This window comes from Streptomyces sp. NBC_01334 (assembly GCF_035983595.1).
Classification (GTDB): Bacteria; Actinomycetota; Actinomycetes; order Streptomycetales; family Streptomycetaceae; genus Streptomyces; species Streptomyces coriariae.
The window spans coordinates 3,268,415-3,290,249 of the sequence record NZ_CP130718.1; the positions used below are offsets into that span (position 1 = coordinate 3,268,415).

Genomic DNA, 21,835 nt, shown 5'->3' on the forward strand with positions numbered 1-21,835 from the left:
GGCACCGGCGGGGCCCTTTCCGATGCCCCCGGGTGCCGTGGTCACGACGCCTTCACAGGTGACCCACAAGTTCTTACCGATTCCTCAGCGATTGAACAGCGCCACCCAAACCTTCGTATGTAAGGGCGGCCCGCGCTCCCCCGCGCGGGCCACCCAATGACGACGGGCCCGGTCGTCCCCGCCGGGCCCGCCCCATACGGAGGTTCCATGGCCGACAACGTCTCCTCGTTGTTCCGCAACACCGCGGCACACAGCCCGTCGATGGCGGCGCTGACGCGAGAGGGCGGCGAGGGAGTCGGCCCGGTGGACTTCTGTATCCCCTGTAACCCCTACTTCCCCACCCCGGCCATGATGGACACCATGGCCGCACGGCTGCGGGACATCATCACGTACTACCCGAGCGGCGCCGACACGATCACGGCCGAGCTGTGCAACCTGCTCCAACTCCCGCCGCAGGCCGTGGCGATGGGCAACGGTTCGACCGAGCTGATCACCTGGATCGACCACCTGCTGGTACGTGAGTCCCTCGCCGTCCCCGTCCCCACCTTCGGCCGCTGGACCGACCAGCCCATGGAGACCGGCAAGCGGGTCGACATGTTCCCGCTCCAGGAGTCCAGCGGCTTCGCCCTGGACCTCGCGCAGTACGCCGAGTTCATCCGGACCCGCGGCACCAGGGCCGCCGTCATCTGCAACCCGAACAACCCCGACGGCGGCTTCCTGCACAAGCACGCGCTCGTGCAGTTCATGGACGCGATGGCCGACCTGGACCTGATCGTCATCGACGAGTCGTTCCTGGAGTTCGCGGACGCGGAGCAGGAACCGAGCGTCGTGCAGGAGGCGATGATCCGGCCCAACGTCATCGTGCTGCGCAGCCTCGGCAAGAACTTCGGTCTGCACGGCATCCGGTTCGGCTACATGGTCTCCAACCCCTCGCTCGCCGGCCGGGTCCGCTCGATGCTGCCGAAGTGGAACCTCAACGCCTTCGCCGAGTACGTGGTGTTCATGCTGAAGGAGCACGGCCCCGAGTACGCGCAGAGCCTGATGCAGGTGCGCCGGGACCGTCTCGACATGGCGAGCCAGCTCAGCGCCCTGCCCGGGCTGACCGTCTATCCGTCCCAGGGGAACTTCCTCTTCGTGCGCCTTCCCGTCGGCGCCGAGGGCACCGTGGTCCGCGACCGGCTGCTCGCCGAGCACCGCATCCTGGTCCGCGAGTGCGGCAACAAGATCGGTTCGTCCAGCCGCTTCCTGCGGCTCGTGGTGCGCCCCCAGGTGGACGTTCGTCGCCTGGTGTCCGGCCTGGAACAGGTGCTCTACGGGACCAGGAGGGGAGCCGCCGTGCCCGAGCTGAGCACCGGGACCAGCTACAGCTCGGGCACGCCGGCGGTGGACCGGCTGGTCACCAACGGGTCCGGCATGCACAACCTTGCCGCTCAGGCCATGGGCGTCGCGATGCCGGGGCTGGTCGCGGCCGCGCCGGCCGCCGGCGCCCCGATGGCGATGCCCGCTCCCCCGATGGCCCCGGCGATGGCGCAGAGCACTCCGTCCGACGGCGCCGGGATGCCGATGCCGGCCGCGGCCCAGATCTTCCCCCAGTCGGTGCCCGCGCCGGCCCCGGCGCCGGCTCCCGCCCCCGTCCCGGCCGCGGCTCCGCCGATGGCTCCGGCGGCCGCGATGGCACCGGCCGCGATGGCGCCCGCCATGGCCCCCGCGGCGATGGCACCCGCCATGGCTCCGGCCCCCGCCCCGCCGATGGGCCCGACCCCGCCCGGCGTCCCGGCCCGCGGCGGCCTCACGGCCGCCCAGGTCCGGGGCACCAACGGCCTCTCCCCCGCCGCCGCGACAGGCTGGCCGAACGCCCAGAGCTGGCCGAACGCGGCGGGCATGGGCCAGGCGGGATAGGACCTCGCGCCGCCGTCCCGTTGCGCCCCGAGCAGCCATCGGCCGTTCGGGGCGCAACGGGACGGCGGCAGGAACCTCACCGCAGACCGGCTACACCGGCTACACCGGCTACACCGGCTCGAGCCTCCACTGCTGGCAGGTGTTGTTCAGCCAGGACCACTGCCGTACGTCGGCGGAGTCCGCGGTGGAGCAGTCGGCGACGTCGGCGACCTTGCCCGTGGACTGGTTGACGATACGGACGTGTCCGCTGTCGGTGGTGAGGAAGCGGAAGCGCTGGCAGGTGTTGTTCAGCCACGACCACTGACGAAGGTCGGCGCCGTCCGCGGCGGAGCAGTCCGCGGTGTCGAGGACCTTGCCGGTGGCCACGTTGACCAGTCGGCTGGTGTCGTCGCCCTGGTCCTCGATCCGCCAGCGCTGGTTCGCGCCGCCGTTGCAGGTGTACTGCTGGACGTTGGCCCCGTCCGCCGTCGAACTGCCGGCCACGTCCAGGCACTTGCCGCTGTTGCGGTTGGTGATCCGGTAGGTGGTGGCGGTGGCCGACGGTTCACCGGAGGGGCCGCTGCCGGCCGAGCCCAGTGCCACGGGCGTGCCCAGGTTCGGGGTGCCGTCGGAGTTCCAGGTGAACTTCTGGGCCCGGGTCGTACGGCCGTTGTCGCAGCCGTCCGAGGCCGAGTCGTTGGCGTGGTAGACGATCCAGCTCTCGGTGCCGTCCGGCGAGCTGAAGAACCCGTTGTGCCCGGGGCCGTAGACGCCCGCGGAGTCGTTCCGCTGGAACACCGGCGTGGACTTCTTCGTCCAGGACGCTGCCGCGAGCGGGTCGGAGCCGGTGAGGGTGAGCTGGCCGAGCTTGTAGTCGGGGGTCCAGCAGCCGCTCGCCGAAAAGACCAGGAAGGTCTTGCCGCCGCGTTGCAGGATCTCCGGACCCTCGTTGACCGAACCTCCGGACTTCTCCCAGGAGTTGGTCGGCGTGGAGATGGTCGAGAAGCCGGTGGCCAGGGTGTACGGGTTGGACATCCGGGCCGCCACGAGGTTCTGCGTGCCGCCGCTCGCACTGCCGAACAGATAGAGACGGCCGTTGATGGTGGCGACCGTCGGATCCAGCATCCAGGCGGAGTTGAGCTGGTTCTTGTAGGTGTACGGGCCCGTCGGGTCTGATCCCGCGCTCTCCAGGACGTGCGTGCGCTGGGTCGGGTTGTAGTCGGTGACGTTCTGTCCGGCGACGTAGTACAGGTACCAGCGGCCGTCGAGGAAGTGGATCTCGGGCGCCCAGATGTTGCAGCACCGCGAAGCGGCGTCCCCGGTCCACACCTGGATGTTCGGCGCGGTGGCGAGTCCGGCGAGGGTGGTGGACTTGCGCATGGTGATGACGTTGGTCCAACTCGTCGTCACGAGGTAGTAGTTGCCGTCGTGGTACGAGATCCAGGGGTCGGCGCCCTTCTGCGCCTTGACCGGGTTGGTGACGGTGGCCGCGCTCGCCGAGGGCTGTCCGATCGCCAGGGCGAGCAGCAGTGCGGCCAGCAGGGTCAGTAGGCGACGGGCCATCCACTGCTCCAGTTCAAGAGGTTGATGCCGAGCTTGGGGGTGCCGTTGTCGTTGCCGTCGTAGTAGTGGTAGACGATCAGGTCGCCGTCGGTGTCGTGCAGGATCGACTGGCCGCCGGGGCCGATGACGCTGCCGTGCGACTCCAGGACCGCCGTGCCGCCGTTGTTCGTCATGGCGACGCCGTTCTTGTCGTAGTACGGCCCGGTGACGGTGGTGGCGCGGCCGACCTTCACCTTGTAGGTGGAGCTGGTGCCGGCGCAGCAGGTGTCGTAGGAGGCGAAGAGGTAGTAGTAGCCGCCGCGCTTCACGATGTAGGGCGCCTCGACGGCCTTGGTCCCGGTGGGGCGGGAGGCGATCGAGCGCCGGGCGGTGTCGGACGCGAGCTGCTTGCCGGTCGCCGGATCGATCCGGATCATCTTGATCCCCGTCCACCAGCTCCCGAACGACAGCCACCACTTGCCGTCGTCGTCCACGAAGAGGTTCGGGTCGATGGCGTTGTAGTCGCTGGACGTGGTGGAGGTGTAGACGGTGCCGTAGTCGGTCCAGGAGCCGGGGAGTCCGGTGCTCGAACCGGCCAGTCCTATCGCGGACTTGTTGGATCCGAAGGTGGAGACGGCGTAGTACATCAGGTACTTGCCGCCCTGGTACGAGATGTCGGGCGCCCAGGCCTCGGTGGTGCCGTAGGAGGACCACCAGCTCGGCCGGGTGGAGAAGGCGTCGCCGCCCGCGCTGAACGCGATGCGGTCGGTGGAGGTGCGGTAGGACAGGCCGCCACCGGTCGCGTAGAGGAGGTAACGGCCGGCCGAGGTGCGGATCATCGTCGGGTCGTGCACGACGGTGGAGCCGGTGACCGTACCGGGGTTGGGGTACGCGGAGGCGGTGGACGGGATCAGCGCGAGCAGGACCGCCGCCGGGACGCCGAGCAGTGCGGCCCTGCGGGACGTGCGGGGTGTGCGGGACGTGCGGGGTGTGCGTGAGGTGCGGCTCATGCGGACGCTCCTTCAGTGGGGGTGTCGTCGTTCGTCATACCGAACAACAGTCGCGTCGTCGGACGGGACCGTAGATTCGAACCCCTTGCGCGTCAATGCTCCGCACGCACACCCGAAAGTCTTCGAGAACGGCACGCGGCCCCGCGATCCGACCGCGACGGCCCTCTCGGCCACGGCGACCGGCGCTTCTCCCGTCCGAGAAGTTCCCAGCTCAACCCGTCTATCGGCATATGACACACGAAAGTGTGTGGCGCGGCGGTTCAGCTGGTTCGCGGCGATTCACTTTGGTTCCCTCATGGACTGTGCCGTCCGGCACGCACCCCCCACCGGGACACGGAGTGAACATGGCAGCCCTGACCGACGGCCTCTACCAGATCCTCTTCACCAACGAGCAGCTCCTCACCGCACCCGACGCCCGGCCTGACACGCCGCTGATGCTCCTGCCGCAGGAGGACGGGGTCCATCAGGAGTGGAAGGTGACGGGCAAGGGCGGCAACGCCTACACCATCAGCCTCCCCGACGGGCTGATGCACGTGAGCTACGACGGCGAACCGGACATGCACGAACCGGCCATCCTGCGCCTCGAGCCCCGCGAGTGGAACCTCATCCCCGGCCAGGAGCCCGACACCTACCAGATCGCCGTCGTGAACGCCCCCATGCGTCTGGGCCTGAGCCTGCTGCGGATCTACCCGCCGCGCGTCGCCCTGGCTCCCGAGTACGGCGACCGGTACCAGGCCTGGATCTTCAAGAACATCGGCTAGCCCCTCCGGGCCCGATCCGCCGCGCCACCCGCCGCCCGTCGCCGCCGCCGACGGGCGGCCCCTCGTGTCGACACTTGCCCGGCAAGTAACTTGACGGCGTCTCATTTTGCCGAACTGACAGTCTTCGGACAGGAACCGTTTCTACGGTGTCGTGCTCATGACAGACACCTCAGATGCGCGCCCCTCCGTCGCGCGCCGTACCGTACTCGTCGCCTCGGGCGCGACCGCAGCGGCCCTGGCCGTAGGCGCCGCTGCCACGCCCGAGGCCCCCACCGCCGACGCGGCCGACACCGCCCCCGTCGCCGCCGCGGCCGTCTGCACCCTCACGAAGGAGATGACCGAAGGCCCCTACTACCTCGACGGACAGTACGTCCGCGCCGACATCACCGAGGGCAAGGCGGGCATCCCGCTGAAGCTGACCCTCACGGTCGTCGACGACGACACCTGCGTGCCCCTCTCCAACGCCCTCGTGGAGATCTGGCACTGCGACGCCCTCGGCGAGTACTCCGGCTTCGTCGGAAACAACGGCCACACCGAACCGGACGACGGCACCTTCCTGCGCGGCGGAGTCCTCACCAACTCCAGCGGAGTCGCGGCGATCACCACGATCTACCCCGGCTGGTACCGCGGCCGCTGCATCCACATCCACATCAAGGTGCACACCGGCGTCACGGTCACCTCCGACGGCCACTTCACCGGCGGCCAGGAGCTCCACACCGGGCAGCTCTTCTTCAGCGAGACGATCACGACGGCCGTCGCCAGGGTCTCGCCGTACTCGACCAACACGGTCACCCGCACCACCCTCGCCCAGGACTCCATCTACGACGAGGGAGCGCGGCCTCGGGCCTGCTGACCCTGACGGCCCTGGGCAGCTCGACGTCCGCCGGGTACGCGGGATCGCTGACGCTCGGCGTCGAGAACTGACCTCGGCGACGCACCGTACGACGACCCGTACGACCCGTACGGCATGAGCATCCCCCGTTCGACTGGGCGTCACCGCAGCCGCGGTGGCGTCCAGTCGGCATGCCGCAGGGCGGCCCGCAGGGTCGCTCCGGAGGGCGCCAGCCACAGGGCGCCGTTGCGGAGGGCCACGGCGAGAGGGTGGGTCAGCCCGTGCCCCATCCGGCCGGCCCGGCGGGCGGCACGGGCCACGGACCGGCTGCGCCGCCGGCGGACCGCGTCGTAGCGGCGCAGCGCGGCCGCGGTGGTGGGTCCGGTCGCGAGACAGGAGGCGAGTACGGTCGCGTCCTCCAACGCCTGACTGGCGCCCTGCCCGAGGTTCGGGGTCATGGCGTGGGCGGCGTCGCCGAGCAGCGCGACCCGGCCGACGGTGAACGCGGGCAGCGGGGTGACCAGTTCGTGGATGTCGTGGTGCAGGACGTCCTGCGGCCGGGTCGCGTCCAGGAGGACGGGGACGGGGTCGTGCCAGCCGTGGAAGCGACGACGCACCACGGCGAGCGGGTCGGCGTGCCTGACGCCCGGCGGCGCGGTGAGCACCGCGTGCCATTCGGCCCGTCCGTCGACGAAGCGGATGTGCCCGAACTCGGCGCCCCTGCCCCAGGTCAGCTCGAGATCGGGCAGGTCGGGGAGCGGGCGCGTGGTGACGGCCCGCAGGACCGTCGAACCGCTGTAGACCGCTCCGGGGTGCCGGGGGAACAGCTCGGCGCGCAGCCGACTGTCGACACCGTCGGCGGCGACGACGAGATCGGCGTCGCCGCCCGCACCGCCGACGTCGGTCACCTCCACCCCGGTCCGCACCCGTCCGGCGGGCAGCGCCTCGCGCAGGACGCGGTGCAGGTCGGCGCGCAGGACGCCGACGACGGGCGTCCCGAGCCGGCGCTCCAGGGCCGCGCCGTCCATCCGGGACAGCATGCGGCCGCCGGGGGTGAGGGTGCCGCCCGTGTACACCGGCCGGACGGTGGCCCGCATCGCCTCGCCGACGCCGAGCGCGTCCAATGCCCGCATGCCGTTGGCGTGCAGGGAGATCCCCGCGCCCACGTCGGCGAAGGCGGGGGCGCGTTCGAGGACCGTCACATCCCAGCCGATCCGGCGCAGCCCGATCGCGGCGGCCAGCCCGCCGATGCCTCCGCCGACGACCACCGCGCTGCGACCGCGACCCACAGCCCACGCTCCCTCCGCCCGCCGCCGTGGCGAGAGCCTCCATGCTCGCCCGATACTCCAGCCGTAGATCATGATGTCCATGTCTGATGTGCGGCTTGCCGGCGGTGACAACCGCCCTGGGTTCGGGCCCGGCGGACACACCGACCGGTGATCACCGGCGCACTCCGCACCGCCCTTCGCGAGGATCGGCCGGTCGGGCACGTCCGGCCTCCGCCCGCACCGTCCCGCGCTTCCTGTCCCACCCGGATCCACGTCCGTGACTCCAAGGCCGAGGACGGCCCCGCGCTCGCTCTCTCCCCCGCCGCGCGGGCCGAGTTCGTGGCCCACGCGGCGAGGTGACCCGGGGTCGGGAGGCGAGCCGCCTACTTAGCCGGACACTGCTGCCAGGCCATGTGGTAGATCGTGCTGAGGTCGCCGTCGGTCGAGTCCATCGTCATGAAGCTGACCTTGCTCGGCGACGATGTGCCCGCGTTCACCCGGAGTTCGGTGTTGATGTTGAAGTTGCGCTGAACTCCGCAGGGCGCCCAGACCAGTTGGGCCCAGTCGGTGCTGTCGGTCGCCTGCCAGCTGTCGTTGTAGGAGCCGGTGAAGTTGTGGTTCTTGAACACCGTCTGCGACGAGCCCTGGAAGTAGTACGAGGCCCGCTGTACGGCGGTCGCGCCGGACTGGAGCGAGGCGTAGCCGCGGTAGTCCGCCTTGGCGATGGCGTACGTGAAGCCCGACGGGACGTGGACGACCAGGTTGAGCTGGCAGTTCTTGCGGAACGCGGTGGGGTTGGAACCTCCGCCGACCTGGGCGAGGTAGTCGCTGTAGGTCACGGTGAAGGCGGTGTTGTCCTCGGAGACGGCGACGGCCGCCGTACCCGCGGGACAGCCGGAGCCGTTCACCGTGGCGACGTCGATGACGATCTTGTCCGGGGGCGGGTTGTCGAACACGGGGGACGAGTTGTGCGCGGGTATCGCCGCGGTGATGAGAGCGGCGACCGCACCGCCCAGGAGCAGCCCACTTGCCATGGTCTCTGTCCTTCGTTCGGATCGGTGGGGGGTGGATGCGCGCCCGGCTCGGCACAGCAACTCTGTGAAGAGTCAATGGAGTTGCTGTGAAGAACTGGGGCGATCGCATCGTAGGGAGAGCACTGGGGCCCGCCCAGGCCGAACTCCGGCCATTCACCACGGCCCGTTCACACCCGGTCGCTCCGGGTCAGGACACAAGGGGCTGTTCCGCCGATTCCGCCAGCTTCACGGTGCACAGACCGCCGCGCTCGGTCGTCACGTCCACCACCTTCAGCTGGGTGCCCGGCAGCAGGATGAACTCCTCCTCGCCGGTGAAGGCGGAGAAACTGCGGATGCCCACGGCCCGGACGGGCTGCACCTCGAAGAGCGTCCGCTTGCCGCGGCTGCCGAGGAACGCCCGCGCCACGTTGAACTCGGACGTGCACGAGGACACACCCCACCAGGTCACGGTCCGTCCGAGCGGGTACTGCGCACGCAGGTCCAGGGCGACACCACGCCACAACGACTCCGTACGGGACGGGAGTTGCGACACCGCCGAGAACAGCAGCCGCAGGTAGGGGAGATAGGGGACGACCTTGGCGCGGTCCGGGGAACGCAGGACGGCGTTGATCTCCCGGTAGAACGCGGACTCGCAGGTGTAGAGGTGGAGCGCGGCGATCGCGTCGGCGGACAGGGCGGCGGCCGCCTCGTCCGCCCGCCGCTTGCCGAACTCGTGCGACCGCTGGACGTGCCGGTCGAGACCGGACAGCAGCGCCGCGACCGGGGAGACCGCGTCGCGGAAGTCCATGAGCGGGGTACCGAACACCCCGTCGATCGCCGGAAGGACGAGCCCCTCGTCCCTGACGCTGGAGAGCCGCTCCAGATACAACTGGTGCAGTTCCATGGTGGACGCGATGAACGCGCCCATCCGTTCGGCGGTGCCGGCGTCCGTCCCGCCGGCCTCCGCCGTGTCCTTGTCCCAGCCCCTGCTCGGCAGCCAGTCGATCTCGTCGACGCCCAGCGACGCGAGGGCCGCGTTCACCGTGGCGAAGTGCTCGTCGTCGCAGAAGATGTCGCCCTGCGCCGCGGGGTTGCAGTGGTCAAGGTGCCGGACCTCGACGTCCGGGTACTTCTTCTGAAGCCGGAGGACGATCTTCTTCAGACTGCGGGCGTGGGCACCCCACCACGCGAAGACGACGGCCCGGTCCTCGTCGTCCTCGGCGTTCTGCTTCGCCCTGAGTATCTCCTCGACGATCCGCTCGGCGACCGGACGCCAGAACGCGGTGTGCGGGTCGGCTCCCCGCGGCCCGTCGCTGCCGGCCGTGAGGGCCGCGTTCAGCAGCAGCACACCCTGGGTGAGCATCGCCTGGAACCACTCCGGCGGCTGGACGGTGTCCTGCTTCCTCAGCAGCGCGCGGATGTCGGCGATCGGTGTCTTCTTGGGAACGCCGTACTTCCACATCGCCGCCGCCTTGATGATGCAGCGGATGCTGACGACCCTGCCGAACTGGCTGTCCTTCCAGTCGTGGAAGGTGTTGTCGAACATGGCGATGCCCGTGGCGCTCTCCGGCCGCGGGTACGGATTCTGGCCGAAGACGACGACCTTCCATTTGTGCGGCGGGTTGGGCTTGAGCGCCTGGAAGGTCAGTTCACGGACCGGCACGACCTCCGCGCCGCGCCCCGGGCCGATGAACGCGGCCGCGCTCGGCTGCGCCTCGATGACCGGCTTCAGCAGCGGAAGCCACGGCTCACCGCCGCCCTTGAACAGTTCGGTGAGAGCCAGCGGGTCGCTCGGATCGGGCTGGGCGGGAGTGTCGGCGTCGATCATGGCCGGGACGCTAGCAGCGGGGTACGACAGCCCTTGTCCCAACTGCGTTGTCAGTGGCGGGCGGTAGCGTCGTGACCAGTGGAAGGGCCGTCTCACACAGGGGAGAGCACCATGACCGTGGACCGCGAACAGGCACCGCTCAGGGTCGTGTTGACCGACATCAACGCGAGCGTGGTGGAGGCCTGGCGGGCGGCGTTCGCCGACACCCCCGGGATCGAGATCCGCAAGGGCTCGATCCTCGACGAGAAGGTCGACGCCTGGGTGAGCCCGACCAACTCGCGCGGCCGGATGGACGGCGGGGTGGACGCGGTCGTCAAGCGGCACCTCGGAGCCGGGATCCAGCTGCGCGTGCAGCGGGCGATCCGCGACCGGTTCGGGGGAAGGCTCCCGGTGGGCAGCGCGGTGTGCGTTCCGTCCGGGGCGGTCGACCCGAGGTTCCTGATCTCGACGCCGACGATGGAACAGTCCTCGCAGAACGTGAGCGAGACCCTGAACGTGGCCCTGGCCTGTGCCGCCGCGTTCCAGGCGATCCACCGGCAGAACGGGGAGTCGCCCGGCAGCATCGAATCGGTGGCGCTGGTCGGCATGGGCGCCCACACCGGCCGGGTACCGGCACGGGTGTGCGCCAACCTGATGTGGACGGGCCACACGTTGTTCAACGACCACCGCTTCGAGGACTACGACGACCTGCGCGCCACGATCGTCGCCCAGCTCGACGACATCGAGAGCGCGCCGGCCGAACAGCGGGTGCGCATCGCGCCGCCCGGCCGTCGCGCCGCCCGCCGCTGACCGGCTCCCGTTCGGCGTGATGCCCGAACTCGCGTGGAAACAGCGGTAGTTGACCGTTGCATCCCCAGGTCCCGCACAGCCCTGCATCAAGGATTTCCTCAGATACGCCCCTAACTTCACTCGACATGACGGGAAACACCGAGCACCACCACGAGAACGAGACCATCACCTCCGACGACAGCCTGCAGCCCGGTAGGCACCGCTTGGACAAGTCCATGAAGCGGCGCCGCGTCCTGATCGGCGGCACCGCGGTGGCCGCGGCCGGCGGGCTCGTCGTCGCCGGGTTCGCCTCGGCCGACACCACCGACGGCGGGACAGCGGCCTCCGCCGAGGCCGCGGCCGAGGCCTCGACCGGCACCTCCACCACCAGCGGCGTCTGCACCCTCAACGCCGAGGTCACCGAAGGCCCCTACTCCCTCGACGGCGCCCTCGTCCGCGAGGACATCAGGGAGGACAAGGAGGGCTTCGAGGTCCAGTACACCTTCACCGTCGTCGACCAGGCCGCCGACTGTGCGCCGCTCGCCGACGCCCTGGTCGAGATCTGGCACTGCGACGCCCTCGGCGAGTACTCCGGCTTCGTCGGCGGCAACGGCCACCAGGAGGAGGACAACGGCACCTTCCTGCGCGGCGGGCAGCTGACCGACGCGAACGGCCAGTGCAGCATCACCTCGATCTGGCCCGGCCACTACGTCTCCCGGGCCGTGCACGTCCATATGCGGGTGCACACCGAGGTGACGCTCACCGACGACTCGTACACCGGCGGCGAGGTCATCCACACCGGTCAGCTCTTCTTCGACCCCGACATCAACGAGGAGATCCAGGCCACCTCGCCGTACTCCGCGAACACCACCAAGGAGACGGCCCTCGCCGACGACAGCATCTACGACGACGGGGGCACCTCCTCCGGCCTGCTCACCCTGACCGCCCTCGGCTCCAGCGTGTCCGACGGCTACAAGGCGACGATCACCGTCGGCGTCGACTCCGCCTGACCGCCGCCCCGCCCGGACGGCGCCGACGACCGCGGCCCGCACCTCGTACGGGTGCGGGCCGCGGTCGTCGGCGCCGGTTCCGGGCCGTGTCCTAGTAGGTGTAGCTCAGACCCGACTTGTAGGGCGTGAGGGACCGCTGACCGACGACTCCGCGGTAGCTGTACCAGCCCCACTTCTTGCAGATGGTCTGGTAGCTGAGTGTGTTGTGGGCCCCGGCCCCCACCCGGACCCGCGGATAGATGACGTTGTCGCCCCAGTCGCCGCCGGCCGGCCCGCTCGAGTAGGCGTCCACCGCCCAGTACACGCCCACGACCGAACCGCCCGCCGGGCAGTTCCAACTGCCCAGGTTGACCCAGACGTTCCCACCCGTCCACGCGCTCGCGGGTGCCGCCGCCAGACCGACGACGCCGGCCGCCATCATCGTCCCCGCGGCCCACAGCCGCGCTCTGCGCACGATCGACCTGCCCATGTGACCCTCCCCTTTCGTGCAGCCGGAGTCGCGACTTCTCGCCCTGTCGCTCCGGCAGGCCAGGATCGTGTCACGCGGTGGATCGCGGCCGCTCCGGGTTCTTCGAAGCTCGGAAATAGGAGATCCGTACGCATTGCGCCGGGCGGGGTCCCGGTCGGCCGCCCGGGGCCGGGCGATGCCGTCGGTGGCCGTGACTCACGGGTTCTCCCAGGCCGCCGGCTCCTCCGCGAGCGCCTGGACCGGGCCCGGCAGGGCGTCCGCCGCGATGTCGGCGATCGTGACGCCCTCCAGGATCCGCCGCACGTTCGCCCGCAGCGCGATCCAGAGCGGGAGCAGGGGCTGTGCCGAGCCCGTGTACGTCAGGCCGGTCGGGCGTTCGCCGCGTACGGACACGATCGGGCCGTCCACCGCCCTGATCACGTCCGCGACCGTGATCGCCGCCGGGTCGCGGGCCAGCCGGTAGCCGCCGCCCCCGCCGCGCCGGCTGTCGACGATCCCACCGCGCCGCAGGTCGCCGAGGATCCCCTCGAGGAACTTGTGCGGAATGTCCTGCACGGAGGCGATCGACTCGGCCTTCACCGGGTCGCCGCCCTGCCGTACGGCGAGCTCCAGTACCGCCCGCACCGCGTAGTCCGCCCGTGCCGAGATCCTCATGGGCCCATTGTGCCGTCAGCCGCCGACCGTCACGGGTCGGGCGTGACCCGGTGCCCGGCGCCGGACCGTTTCTCCCGTGCCCGGACGGTTCATGCGGCCGGTGTGCGGCCGACGAAGGGGTGATCGGAAGAGACCGCCGGTCGGCCGTGCGCCGATCACCCTCGTGGGCCCGGCCGCTTCCGGTCGGGCCGGCCTGATCACGCGAGCCTGATCACGTTCCACGACAGCGGCTCCAGCGTCGCCGTCAGCGCGCCGTCCGTCAGCGCCGTGCCCTCGCCCGGGTGCGGGACGACCCGCTCGGGGTCGGCGAGGGTGTTGCGGGCGTCCGGGTCGGCGTCCGCGAGCACACTGTGTTCGACGACCGAGGTCAGGTCGAGGCCGGTCAGCCCGACGTGGAGGGGCAGCGCCTCGGTGCGGCTGCGGTTGACGGCGAACACGGTGACCGTGCCGTCGTCGGCACGGACGGCGGTGGCGTGCAGGAGGTCCGCCTCGCCGTACTTGGCCGTCACGTACGTCGGTGAGTCGACCCGCACGTCGAGGACCGTGCCCCGGCCGTGCTTCGACGCCTGCGCGAACGGGAAGAACGTCGTCTGCCGCCAGGCCGGGCCGCCCGGCTCGGTGAGGATCGGCGCGATGACGTTGACGAGCTGGGCGAGACAGGCGACCGTCACCCGGTCGGCGTGCCGCAGCAGCGCGATGAGGAGCGAGCCGAAGACGACCGCGTCCATGACGCTGTAGTTGTCCTCCAGCAGCCGGGGCGCTTCCGCCCAGTCCCGCGCGCCGGAGTTCTCGATCGCGTGCCACCCCGAGATGTACCAGACGTTCCACTCGTCGAAGGAGAGGTTGATCTTCTTCTTCGACTTGAGCTTCGCGCCGATGTGGTCACAGGTGGCGACGACGTTCTCGATGAACGACTCCATGTCCACGGCGGAGGCCAGGAAGGAGTCGACGTCGCCGTCCTGGGGCTCGTAGTAGGCGTGCAGGGAGACGTAGTCGACCAGGTCGTAGGTCTCCGCGAGGACCGTCGCCTCCCACTCGGCGAACGTCGGCATCGACTGGCTGGAACTGCCGCAGGCGACGAGTTCCACCGTCGGGTCGATCTGACGCATCGCGCGGGCCGTCTCGGCGGCGAGCCGGCCGTACTCCTCGGCCGTCTTGTGGCCGGTCTGCCAGGGGCCGTCCATCTCGTTGCCCAGGCACCAGAGCCGGATGCCGAACGGGTCCTCGTCGCCGTGCGCGATGCGCTGCTCCGCGAGGGCCGTGCCGGACGGGTGGTTGGCGTACTCCTGGAGCTCCAGGGCCTCGGCCACGCCTCGGGTGCCGAGGTTGACCGCCATCATCGGCTCGGCCTGCGGGCCGATCTTGCGCAGGAAGGCGATGTACTCGGAGAGACCGAAGCGGTTGGACTCCGTCGAGCGCCAGGCCAGGTCGAGGCGGCGCGGGCGGTCCTCGGCGGGGCCGACCGAGTCCTCCCACTTGTAGCCGGAGACGAAGTTGCCGCCGGGGTAGCGGACGGCGGTGACGCCGAGTTCGCGGACCAGGTCCAGGACGTCGGTCCGCAGTCCGGCCTCGTCGGCGGACGGGTGCCCGGGCTCGAAGATTCCGGTGTAGACGCAGCGGCCGAGGTGTTCCACGAAGCTGCCGAAGAGGCGGGGGTTGACTTCGCCGATGGTGAAGGCGGGGTCGAGGGTGAGACGTGCGGTGTGCATGAACGCCTTTCGAAGAGAGGGGTGCGGTCCGTCGACGGCTGCGTCCGTCGGCGGCTGCGGGTCTTTCCTGGAATCACCGGCCCGGAGTCATCGGCCCGGCATCATCGGCCCGGAGTCATTGGCCCGCCAGACCCGTGTGGGCCACGCCCCGCACGATCTGGCTCTGGAAGAAGACGAACACGACGATCAGCGGAAGGCCGGCCAGCAGTCCGCCGGCCATGAGCTGGGGCCAGACGATACCGAAGGCGTTCTGCACGGTGGCGATGCCGTTCGGCATGGTCATCAGGTCGGGGTTGTTGGTCACCATGTAGGGCCACAGGAAGTTGTTCCAGGAGGCGATGAAGGTGAAGATGCCGACCGCCGAGAGGGAGGGCTTCGACAAGGGCAGGACGATCGTGAAGAAGATCCGCCAGCGGCCCGCGCCGTCGATGAAGGCCGCCTCCTCCAGCTCCTTCGGCAGTGACTGGAAGAACTTGTAGAGGATGTAGACCATCGCCGCGGGCGCGCACTGCGGAAGGATCATGCCCCAGTAGGTGTCCACCATGCCGAGGGACTGGACCGTGGTGAAGAGCGGGACGCCGAGGATCGCCGGAGAGAACATCAGGCCCGCCATCGTGAGCGCCATCAGCGCCGACTTGCCGCGGAACTCCGTGCGCGCGAAGCCGTATCCGGCGAGGGAGGCGACCGCGAGGACGATGAAGGTGACGCAGACGGACACGACGACCGAGTTCACGAACCAGTTGGGGATGTTGCCGGCCTCGATCACCGCCTTCCAGGACTCCGCGGTGAAGTCCCGCGGGATCCAGTGCGGGGACGTCACCGACTCGGTGGGGGTCTTGAGGGACGTCGACAGCGCCCAGGCGAGCGGGGCCAGCCAGACCAGGGAGAGGGCCGCAGCCACCAGCGTGAGGGCGATCTGGGCCGGGGTCCAGGTGCCGCGCGGCCTGCGCAGCGCAGGAGTCGGGGGTCTCGGCGCCGCGGTCGGCGTGGTCGGCGTGGTGGGCATCGTCATCGGGTCGCGACCTCCTCGCGGTTGCGCAGCAGCCACATCCGCCCGAGGGCGACGGCCGCGACGATGATGAAGAGGATGAAGGAGATCGCGGAGGCGTAGCCCACGCGGTAGCTGGTGAAGCCCTGTTCGAGGGTGTACTGCACGAAGGTGCGGGTCGATTCCTCCGGTCCGGATCCGAACTGGTACATCACCACGGCCTGGTCGAAGACCTGGAGCGAGGCGAGGATCTGCAGGGCGAAGACCAGGCCGGTGATGTTGCGCAGGTTGGGCACGGTGATGTGCAGCATCCGCTGGAACGCGTTCGCCCCGTCCAGCTCGGCTGCCTCGTAGAGGTGGTGGGGGATGTTCTGGAGGGCGGCCAGGTAGAGGAGGAAGGAGAAGCCGACCGTCCACCACAGGGTCGCGACGACGACCGCGAGCATCGCCGTGGACTTCTGGGTGAGCCACGGGGTGTCCAGGCCCAGGACGTGGTTGACCATGCCGTTGGTGGGCTGGAACAGCCACCACCACAGGTTGCCGATGACCGCGGAGGGCAGCAGGAAGGGCGCGAAGAAGCACAGCCGCCACAGCCACTTGAAGTGCACGGTGTGGTGGGCGATCAGCGCCATCAGCAGGGCCACGGCGACGATCACCGGGACCACGTAGAGCGTGAACTGCACGCTGTGCCAGAGGGAGTCCCAGACCAGGTCGTCCTTCAGTGCCTCGCGGTAGTTGTCGAGGCCGACGAAGCCGGTGTGGTCGCCGGAGATGTTGGCGTCGGTGAAGCTCAGGTAGAGCCCGCGGACGACCGGCAGCACGACGAACAGTCCGTACAGGACGAAGAACGGGGCCACGAACCAGCCGCCGTGCTGGAAGCGGCGGCCCCAGCGGGCGCGGGCGGAGTCGGCGGCGACCGCGGTGCGCGGCGGCAGTGTCCCGGCGTGCGCGAGCGTGCTCATGCGCCGGCTCCCTTCAGCTCCTGGGCTGCCGTGCGGCCGTCCATCGGGTTCTTCATCGCCAGCAGCTGCGCCAGCGCGGACTTCATCCGGCGGGCCGCCGCGTCCGGGGCGGCCGAGCCCAGGTTGGAGGCGGCCACGATCGGGCCGACGCGCTGGGCGAGGACGCCGGTGGAGCCGGCGAACCAGATGTGGGGTTCGTTGGCCTGGTGGTCCATGGCGGGGCGTGAGTACTCGCTCTGCGGGGCCAGTTCCAGATAGGCCGGGTCCTTGAAGGTGGGCAGATAGGCCGGGACATGGCCGCCGTTGGCCCAGGTGGTGGCGTGGGTGACCATGTAGGCGGCGAGCCGGTAGGCGCCCTCGTCGGCGTCCCCGCCGCGGTCGGCCTGGTGGGGCAGGACGAAGGAGTGCGACTCGGCGTGGGTGGCCGGGGTGCCGAAGACCGGGGGCAGCGGCTGAGCGCCGTACTCGACCTTCTCGCCGTTGAAGTACGGCACCGACCAGTTGCCCTCCCAGGTGAACGGCGAACCGGCGAGGAACGCCTCGCCGTCCGCTTCGCCGACGGTGACGTAGCCGTCGGTGACGTGCTTGCGGAAGAACTCCAGGACCTGGGTGGCCCTGTCGGTGTCGAAGGTGACGGTCGTGTGGTCGTCGTCGAAGTAGGTGCCGCCGAGCTGCTGGTAGAAGGCGACGAAGAACCACCAGCAGAAGTTCTGGTCGTTGGCGTGCAGGCCGAGCGTCTGCTGCCCCTTCTTCAGCTGCCCCTTGGCCTCCTTCAGGATGTCGAACCACTCGTCGGTGGAGCCGGCGGCGGGGAGGCGGCCGGCGGTGTCGAGGAGTCCCGCCTTCTCGCAGACGTCCTTGCGGTAGAAGTTCAGCTGGACGTGGATGTCCAGCGGCAGCGCGTACAGCTCGCCGTCGACGATGCCTCGTTGCCACAGCACCGGGTTGAAGTCGGCCTCGCGCACGCCGTGCTTGGCGAGGAGGTCCACGTCCCAGGGGTCCAGGAGGCGGCCGGGCGCGAAGCCGGGGATGCGGCCCTGGTGCATGACCCCGAGGTCGGGTGCGCGGTTGCCTGCGGCGGCCATCGCGAGCTTGGTGTAGTAGGGGCCGCCCCAGGCGAGGGTGGAGTCCTTCACGGCGATGTCCGGGTGCCCGTCGCGGAAGGCGTCCACCATCGCCACCTGGTTGGCGCCGTCGCCGCCCTGGAAGAGGTTCCAGTAGCGGACCCGGGTGTGTGACCCGGCGGCGAGCGCGTCGGCTCCCGTGCCGAGGGCGGCGAAGCCGAAACTGCCCGCCACCGCCAACCCGCCCGCGGCGGCGAGAAGTTGCCTGCGATTCAGGCCAGGTTGTCCCATACCTTGCCCCTGTCGTTCTGTTGGTTCGACATTTCGAATTGCGCTCGTAACTTCGAACGGGACCGTAAAATCGATGCGCCTGCACGTCAATGGTTTTGACGGGATCTATGACAGCGCTTTCTATCCGCGGCCCCCGACGGCCCCCGTGAAAACTTCCCGTGACGTGGGCACAACCGGCCGCGTAGGCTCGAACGGGCTGCCGTACGGCGGTTGAGAAGGGGGAGCGGATGGACATCGCGGGCGCGCGCGGGAGGGCGGCCCGGATCGGCTCGGCGCTGCGGCGCGCGAGAACCGGACCGGCCATGCGCGAGCTGACCGGCGATCTCTCCGCCGCAGTACGGGCCCGCCCCGGCCGGCCGGCCGGGGTGCGGGACGTGTGCCGGGCGCTGTGCGAGGAGATGTCCGCACGGCGCGGCGGGCGGCCCGTCGAGGTGCGGTTCGAGCGGTTCCCCGACGAGATCGAGGTGACCGGCCTGTGGGTGGAGTTCCAGGACTTCGACCTGGTCATCGTCGAGGAGAGGGCCGAGGACGTGCAGCAACTGGTCATCCTCGGACATGAGTTGTGGCATCTGCACGCCGGTCACCGGCACCACCACGGCGCCGGCACGGTGGCCGCGGGCGTGCTGGCCGGCCGGTCCGGCTGGGACTCCCTCGCCCTGACCGTCGCCGCCCGCAACGGCTCCCGGGAGGACGACGAGGCCGAGGCCGACGACTTCGGCCACCGTCTCGCGGCCCGCTTCCGGCGCTATCTGGCCGACTCGGGACCGGCCGCCGCCGGGCCGGGCGAGGAGACGGCCGCGGTCCAGCGGACCCTCGGCTATCGCGGGCGCAGGGGCACCGCGCGGTGAGCCACGGGCTGTACGTCTCCTTCTGGCTGCCCACCGTGGTCCTGGGCGCGGCCCTCGCCATCAAGCTGCCCAGCATCCTCAAGCTCTGGCGGGACCCGCTGCTGCGCGCCGTCGGCGGTCTGCTGGTCTTCGCCTGCGCCGTGTTCGTGTTCGCGGCCCCCAAGACCATCGCCTGGACCAACCGGGTCACCGGTGTGCCGAACATCGCGGCGCCCTGGGTGTACTCGCTGCTCACCGCGCTCTCTGCGTCCTGGCTGCTGCTGATCATCGCCTGGCGCAACGGCCGTACCGAGCGCTCGGCCCAGACCCGGCGGGCGACCCGCTGGGTGGTCTCCGTCTACGCGGGGGTGGTCGTCGCGCTGTGGGTGCTCTTCGCGCTCGCCGACGTCCCCGTGGAGCAGATCCGGGACCTGGACACGTACTACGCCAACACGCCCTTCATGCGCGAGGAGATCCTGCTCTACCTGCTCGCGCACACGGTGGCCTGCTCGGTCACCGCCCGGCTCGTCTGGAACTGGAGCCGCACCGAGGGCCTCGACGCCTGGCTGCGCTGGGGGCTCCGGTTCCTGGGGGCCGGCTATGTGACGAACCTGCTGTTCAGCGCGGCCAAGCTGACGGCCGTCGGGGCCCGCTGGACCGGGCACGACCTGGACTGGCTGAACACCGACATCGCCCCGTCGGCCGCCTGCATCGCCGCCACCCTGGTCGCGATCGGCTTCATCGTCCCGCACGCCGGGCAGTACCTCCAGGAGCGGTGGCGGATCCGCCGCCGGCACCGGAGCCTGCGGCCCCTGTCCCGGCTGATGCGGAGCGTCACCGGCGCCCGCGAGCCCTTCGACCTGCGCGCCACGCCGGAACTGCGGCTGATCCGGCGCGAGACGTTCATCCGCGACGCGCTGCTCCAGCTCGCCCGGTACCTCGACGACGATCTGCGCGCGCGGTCCTACGACGCCGGCGTCGCCCTCGGCTTCGAGCGCGGCCGGGCTCAGGCCCTCGCCGCCGCCGTGACGCTCCTGGACGCGGTCGAGGCCCGGGCGCGGGCGCTGCGGCACCCGGAGCCCCAGGAAGCCGCCACCTCCCCCACCTCCCCCACCACCTCGTCCGACCCGTCCGGGTCCTCCCGTCCGGACACCACCTACCTCCTGCGGGAGATCCAGGCCGTGTCCCGCGTCCTTCGCCACCCCGTCGACATCCAGGCGGTCCGCGCTAACGCGGCCGCCCCGGCAGAGAGCATGTCCACGCATGAGTGAACCCTCCAACCCCGCCAGAACCGCCGTAGTCCTGGGGGGATCCCATGCGGGCCTGCTCGCGGCACGCGCCCTGACCGGCCTCGCCGACCGGGTCGTGGTGGTCGAGCGGGACGTACTGCCCGACGGCCCCGCCCCGCGCAAGGGCCTGCCCCAGGCCCGCCACGCCCACATGCTGTGGTCGGGCGGGGTGCGGGCGGTGGAGGAACTGCTGCCGGGCGTCACCGAGGCCCTCCTGGCCGCCGGGGCGCGCCGGGCGCCGGTCACCACGGACATGGTCGTCATGGGCGCACGGGGCTGGTTCCGACGGTGGCCCGAGTCGCACCACGTGATCCTGGCCGGCCGCGACCTCCTGGACGCGACGATCCGGGCCCAGGTCCTCGCGGACGACCGGATCGAACTGCTCTCCGGCGTCGAGGTACTGGGCCTGGCGGGCGACGCGGGGGCGGTCACGGGGGTGCGGGTGAGAGCCCGCGGCGGCCCGGCGCCGACCGCTGCCGCGGCGCTGGGAGTGGGGGCTGGGGCGGGGGCGGTCGGGGGCTCGCGTCCGGCGACGAGTCCGAGCGCAGGCCCGGACCCGGTACCGGACTCCGGCTCGGCCACGCCCACGGGCGCGGGGCCGGCCCCGGACGCGGGCGCGGAGTGGGTGGTTTCAGGCGGGCTGGTGGTCGACGCGACCGGGCGCGGGTCACGGGTCGGGCGGTGGCTGACCGAGCTCGGGCTGCCCGAGGTGGAGCGGCGCGAGGTGGACTCCGGGCTGGCGTACGCCAGTCGTCTCTATCGCGCGCCGGAGCAGGCCCGGTCCGGGTACCCGATCGTCAACGTGCAGCCCGACCCTCGTGCCAAAGGTCCGGGGCGGGCGGGATTTCTGCTGCCCATCGAGGACGGACACTGGATCGCCACCCTCAACGGCACCCGGGGCGGCGAACCCTCCACCGAGAACGACGACTTCGTCCGCTTCGCCCGCGAGGAACTGCGCCACCCGGTCATCGGCGAGCTCCTCGATCAGGCCGAGCCGGTGTCCGACGTGGCGTACACCCGGGCCACCGTCAACCGTCGCCACTTCTACGAGCGGATGCCGGCCTGGCCGGAGAACCTGACCGTCGTCGGCGACGCCCTCGCCGCCTACAACCCGCTCTACGGCCACGGTCTGGCCGTCGCCGCCCAGAGCGCGGTGATCCTGCGGGACGTGGTGCGCCGGCGGGGATGGGGCTCCGCCGGGCTGTCCCGGCGGGTGCAGAAGGCGGTGGCCCGGCCCGTGAGCACCGCGTGGGACCTCGCCGTCGGCCAGGACGTGTTCTGCCCGGGCGCGACGGAGGACGGGCCCACTCTCCGGGACCGGCTCGTGGCCGCGTATGTCGGCCGCCTGATGCTCACGGCCACCGGCAACGGCCGGATCGCCCGCCGGGTGACGGACGTGACGTCGCTGGAGCGGGGGCCCGAGGTACTGCTGGCTCCGTCGGTGCTGCTGGCGGCCGCGATGGGGCCGTGGAAACCGGCACTGACCGGACCGCCGTTGACCGCGGACGAGATGAAACGGGCGGGACTGGAGTAGTCCGGCGCGACGTGCGGTGCCCGGCGTGCGTGCGGCGCCCGGCGGATGGGCAGCGCCGGGCAGATGGGCAGTGTCCGGGACGCCGGGCAGCGCCAGGGAGGCCGGGCAGTCCCGAGAGGCCGGGGTGGCGCGAGGCCG

19 protein-coding genes and 1 pseudogene are annotated in these 21,835 nt (G+C 70.8%); 9 read left to right on the plus strand and 11 right to left on the minus strand.

Annotated features, from left to right (window positions below; genetic code table 11):
- Window positions 1–207 precede the first annotated feature (207 nt).
- The gene (locus tag OG736_RS14770; RefSeq protein WP_327182849.1) at window positions 208–1,899 is read left to right on the plus strand and encodes a pyridoxal phosphate-dependent aminotransferase; all 1,692 of its coding nucleotides are present in this window, start codon (window positions 208–210) and stop codon (window positions 1,897–1,899) included.
- A gap of 108 nt (window positions 1,900–2,007) precedes the next feature.
- On the opposite strand, the gene OG736_RS14775 is transcribed toward OG736_RS14770, so the two are convergent.
- Together OG736_RS14775 and OG736_RS14780 are read right to left on the minus strand one after the other, a co-directional pair.
- The gene (locus OG736_RS14775; RefSeq protein WP_327182850.1) at window positions 2,008–3,441 is read right to left on the minus strand and encodes a family 43 glycosylhydrolase; all 1,434 of its coding nucleotides are present in this window, start codon (window positions 3,439–3,441) and stop codon (window positions 2,008–2,010) included.
- Window positions 3,423–4,430, minus strand: coding sequence for an arabinan endo-1,5-alpha-L-arabinosidase (locus tag OG736_RS14780; protein WP_327182851.1), 1,008 nt, complete (start codon window positions 4,428–4,430; stop codon window positions 3,423–3,425). Before OG736_RS14780 ends, OG736_RS14775 begins: the two co-directional genes overlap by 19 nt.
- Window positions 4,431–4,774: 344 nt before the next feature.
- On the opposite strand from OG736_RS14780, the gene OG736_RS14785 reads away from it, so the two are divergent.
- Entirely contained in the window at window positions 4,775–5,191 is a 417-nt protein-coding gene (locus tag OG736_RS14785; RefSeq protein ID WP_327182852.1) for a ricin-type beta-trefoil lectin domain protein, read from the plus strand.
- Between the two features lie 157 nt (window positions 5,192–5,348).
- Window positions 5,349–6,115: pseudogene (locus OG736_RS14790) on the plus strand (intradiol ring-cleavage dioxygenase).
- Window positions 6,116–6,184: 69 nt separating this feature from the next.
- Here the strand turns inward: OG736_RS14790 and OG736_RS14795 are convergent.
- Window positions 6,185–7,312, minus strand: coding sequence for an FAD-dependent monooxygenase (locus tag OG736_RS14795; RefSeq protein WP_327182853.1), 1,128 nt, complete (start codon window positions 7,310–7,312; stop codon window positions 6,185–6,187).
- A gap of 147 nt (window positions 7,313–7,459) precedes the next feature.
- Between OG736_RS14795 and OG736_RS14800 the strand changes: the two genes are divergently transcribed.
- Window positions 7,460–7,651 carry a DUF397 domain-containing protein gene (locus OG736_RS14800; RefSeq protein WP_327182854.1) on the plus strand — a complete coding sequence of 64 codons (192 nt, stop codon included), beginning with the start codon at window positions 7,460–7,462 and terminating at the stop codon, window positions 7,649–7,651.
- 23 nt (window positions 7,652–7,674) lie between these two features.
- Here OG736_RS14800 and OG736_RS14805 read toward each other — a convergent pair whose 3' ends face one another.
- Window positions 7,675–8,325, minus strand: a complete 651-nt coding sequence (locus OG736_RS14805; protein WP_327182855.1) for a DUF4360 domain-containing protein — start codon at window positions 8,323–8,325, stop codon at window positions 7,675–7,677.
- Window positions 8,326–8,512: 187 nt separating this feature from the next.
- Window positions 8,513–10,132 (minus strand): ADP-ribosyltransferase domain-containing protein, encoded by a 1,620-nt coding sequence (locus OG736_RS14810; protein ID WP_327182856.1) that lies wholly within the window; start codon window positions 10,130–10,132, stop codon window positions 8,513–8,515.
- 111 nt (window positions 10,133–10,243) lie between these two features.
- Here OG736_RS14810 and OG736_RS14815 point away from each other — a divergent pair, with 111 nt between their 5' ends.
- Both OG736_RS14815 and OG736_RS14820 read left to right on the plus strand, forming a co-directional pair.
- Window positions 10,244–10,921 (plus strand): macro domain-containing protein, encoded by a 678-nt coding sequence (locus OG736_RS14815; protein ID WP_327182857.1) that lies wholly within the window; start codon window positions 10,244–10,246, stop codon window positions 10,919–10,921.
- Between the two features lie 125 nt (window positions 10,922–11,046).
- A complete protein-coding gene (locus tag OG736_RS14820; protein WP_327182858.1) occupies window positions 11,047–11,910 on the plus strand; it encodes an intradiol ring-cleavage dioxygenase in 864 nt (287 codons plus the stop codon).
- A gap of 91 nt (window positions 11,911–12,001) precedes the next feature.
- On the opposite strand, the gene OG736_RS14825 is transcribed toward OG736_RS14820, so the two are convergent.
- The 6 genes from OG736_RS14825 to OG736_RS14850 all read right to left on the minus strand — a co-directional run bounded on the left by OG736_RS14825 (window position 12,002) and on the right by OG736_RS14850 (window position 18,047).
- Window positions 12,002–12,379, minus strand: a complete 378-nt coding sequence (locus OG736_RS14825; protein ID WP_327182859.1) for a hypothetical protein — start codon at window positions 12,377–12,379, stop codon at window positions 12,002–12,004.
- 195 nt (window positions 12,380–12,574) lie between these two features.
- Window positions 12,575–13,033 carry an RrF2 family transcriptional regulator gene (locus OG736_RS14830; RefSeq protein ID WP_327182860.1) on the minus strand — a complete coding sequence of 153 codons (459 nt, stop codon included), beginning with the start codon at window positions 13,031–13,033 and terminating at the stop codon, window positions 12,575–12,577.
- 197 nt (window positions 13,034–13,230) lie between these two features.
- Window positions 13,231–14,742, minus strand: a complete 1,512-nt coding sequence (gene arfA / locus OG736_RS14835; protein WP_327182861.1) for an arabinosylfuranosidase ArfA — start codon at window positions 14,740–14,742, stop codon at window positions 13,231–13,233.
- A gap of 115 nt (window positions 14,743–14,857) precedes the next feature.
- Entirely contained in the window at window positions 14,858–15,748 is an 891-nt protein-coding gene (locus OG736_RS14840; protein ID WP_327187610.1) for a carbohydrate ABC transporter permease, read from the minus strand.
- A gap of 2 nt (window positions 15,749–15,750) precedes the next feature.
- Window positions 15,751–16,692: a carbohydrate ABC transporter permease gene (locus OG736_RS14845; RefSeq protein ID WP_327182862.1), complete on the minus strand. Its 942-nt coding sequence runs from the start codon at window positions 16,690–16,692 to the stop codon at window positions 15,751–15,753.
- Window positions 16,689–18,047 (minus strand): extracellular solute-binding protein, encoded by a 1,359-nt coding sequence (locus OG736_RS14850; RefSeq protein WP_327182863.1) that lies wholly within the window; start codon window positions 18,045–18,047, stop codon window positions 16,689–16,691. The genes OG736_RS14845 and OG736_RS14850 overlap by 4 nt, the downstream gene beginning before the upstream one ends.
- 227 nt (window positions 18,048–18,274) lie before the next feature.
- Here OG736_RS14850 and OG736_RS14855 point away from each other — a divergent pair, with 227 nt between their 5' ends.
- Genes OG736_RS14855 through OG736_RS14865 form a run of 3 tightly spaced genes read left to right on the plus strand, consistent with a single transcriptional unit; the run spans window position 18,275 to window position 21,697 of the window.
- Window positions 18,275–18,895, plus strand: coding sequence for a toxin-antitoxin system, toxin component family protein (locus OG736_RS14855; protein ID WP_327182864.1), 621 nt, complete (start codon window positions 18,275–18,277; stop codon window positions 18,893–18,895).
- Window positions 18,892–20,145, plus strand: a complete 1,254-nt coding sequence (locus OG736_RS14860) for an MAB_1171c family putative transporter (protein ID WP_327182865.1) — start codon at window positions 18,892–18,894, stop codon at window positions 20,143–20,145. Before OG736_RS14855 ends, OG736_RS14860 begins: the two co-directional genes overlap by 4 nt.
- Window positions 20,138–21,697 (plus strand): pyridine nucleotide-disulfide oxidoreductase, encoded by a 1,560-nt coding sequence (locus OG736_RS14865; RefSeq protein ID WP_327182866.1) that lies wholly within the window; start codon window positions 20,138–20,140, stop codon window positions 21,695–21,697. Before OG736_RS14860 ends, OG736_RS14865 begins: the two co-directional genes overlap by 8 nt.
- Window positions 21,698–21,835 lie beyond the last annotated feature (138 nt).

Excerpts from the sequence above, each read along its gene's own strand:
- OG736_RS14770 (WP_327182849.1), top strand. The coding sequence starts at position 208 with ATGGCCGACAACGTCTCCTCGTTGTTCCGCAACACCGCGGCACACAGC.
- OG736_RS14775 (WP_327182850.1), bottom strand. The coding sequence starts at position 3,441 with ATGGCCCGTCGCCTACTGACCCTGCTGGCCGCACTGCTGCTCGCCCTG.
- OG736_RS14780 (WP_327182851.1), bottom strand. The coding sequence starts at position 4,430 with ATGAGCCGCACCTCACGCACACCCCGCACGTCCCGCACACCCCGCACG.
- OG736_RS14785 (WP_327182852.1), top strand. The coding sequence starts at position 4,775 with ATGGCAGCCCTGACCGACGGCCTCTACCAGATCCTCTTCACCAACGAG.
- OG736_RS14805 (WP_327182855.1), bottom strand. The coding sequence starts at position 8,325 with ATGGCAAGTGGGCTGCTCCTGGGCGGTGCGGTCGCCGCTCTCATCACC.
- OG736_RS14810 (WP_327182856.1), bottom strand. The coding sequence starts at position 10,132 with ATGATCGACGCCGACACTCCCGCCCAGCCCGATCCGAGCGACCCGCTG.
- OG736_RS14815 (WP_327182857.1), top strand. The coding sequence starts at position 10,244 with ATGACCGTGGACCGCGAACAGGCACCGCTCAGGGTCGTGTTGACCGAC.
- OG736_RS14820 (WP_327182858.1), top strand. The coding sequence starts at position 11,047 with ATGACGGGAAACACCGAGCACCACCACGAGAACGAGACCATCACCTCC.
- OG736_RS14825 (WP_327182859.1), bottom strand. The coding sequence starts at position 12,379 with ATGGGCAGGTCGATCGTGCGCAGAGCGCGGCTGTGGGCCGCGGGGACG.
- OG736_RS14830 (WP_327182860.1), bottom strand. The coding sequence starts at position 13,033 with ATGAGGATCTCGGCACGGGCGGACTACGCGGTGCGGGCGGTACTGGAG.
- arfA (WP_327182861.1), bottom strand. The coding sequence starts at position 14,742 with ATGCACACCGCACGTCTCACCCTCGACCCCGCCTTCACCATCGGCGAA.
- OG736_RS14840 (WP_327187610.1), bottom strand. The coding sequence starts at position 15,748 with ATGCCCACCACGCCGACCACGCCGACCGCGGCGCCGAGACCCCCGACT.
- OG736_RS14845 (WP_327182862.1), bottom strand. The coding sequence starts at position 16,692 with ATGAGCACGCTCGCGCACGCCGGGACACTGCCGCCGCGCACCGCGGTC.
- OG736_RS14850 (WP_327182863.1), bottom strand. The coding sequence starts at position 18,047 with ATGGGACAACCTGGCCTGAATCGCAGGCAACTTCTCGCCGCCGCGGGC.
- OG736_RS14855 (WP_327182864.1), top strand. The coding sequence starts at position 18,275 with ATGGACATCGCGGGCGCGCGCGGGAGGGCGGCCCGGATCGGCTCGGCG.
- OG736_RS14865 (WP_327182866.1), top strand. The coding sequence starts at position 20,138 with ATGAGTGAACCCTCCAACCCCGCCAGAACCGCCGTAGTCCTGGGGGGA.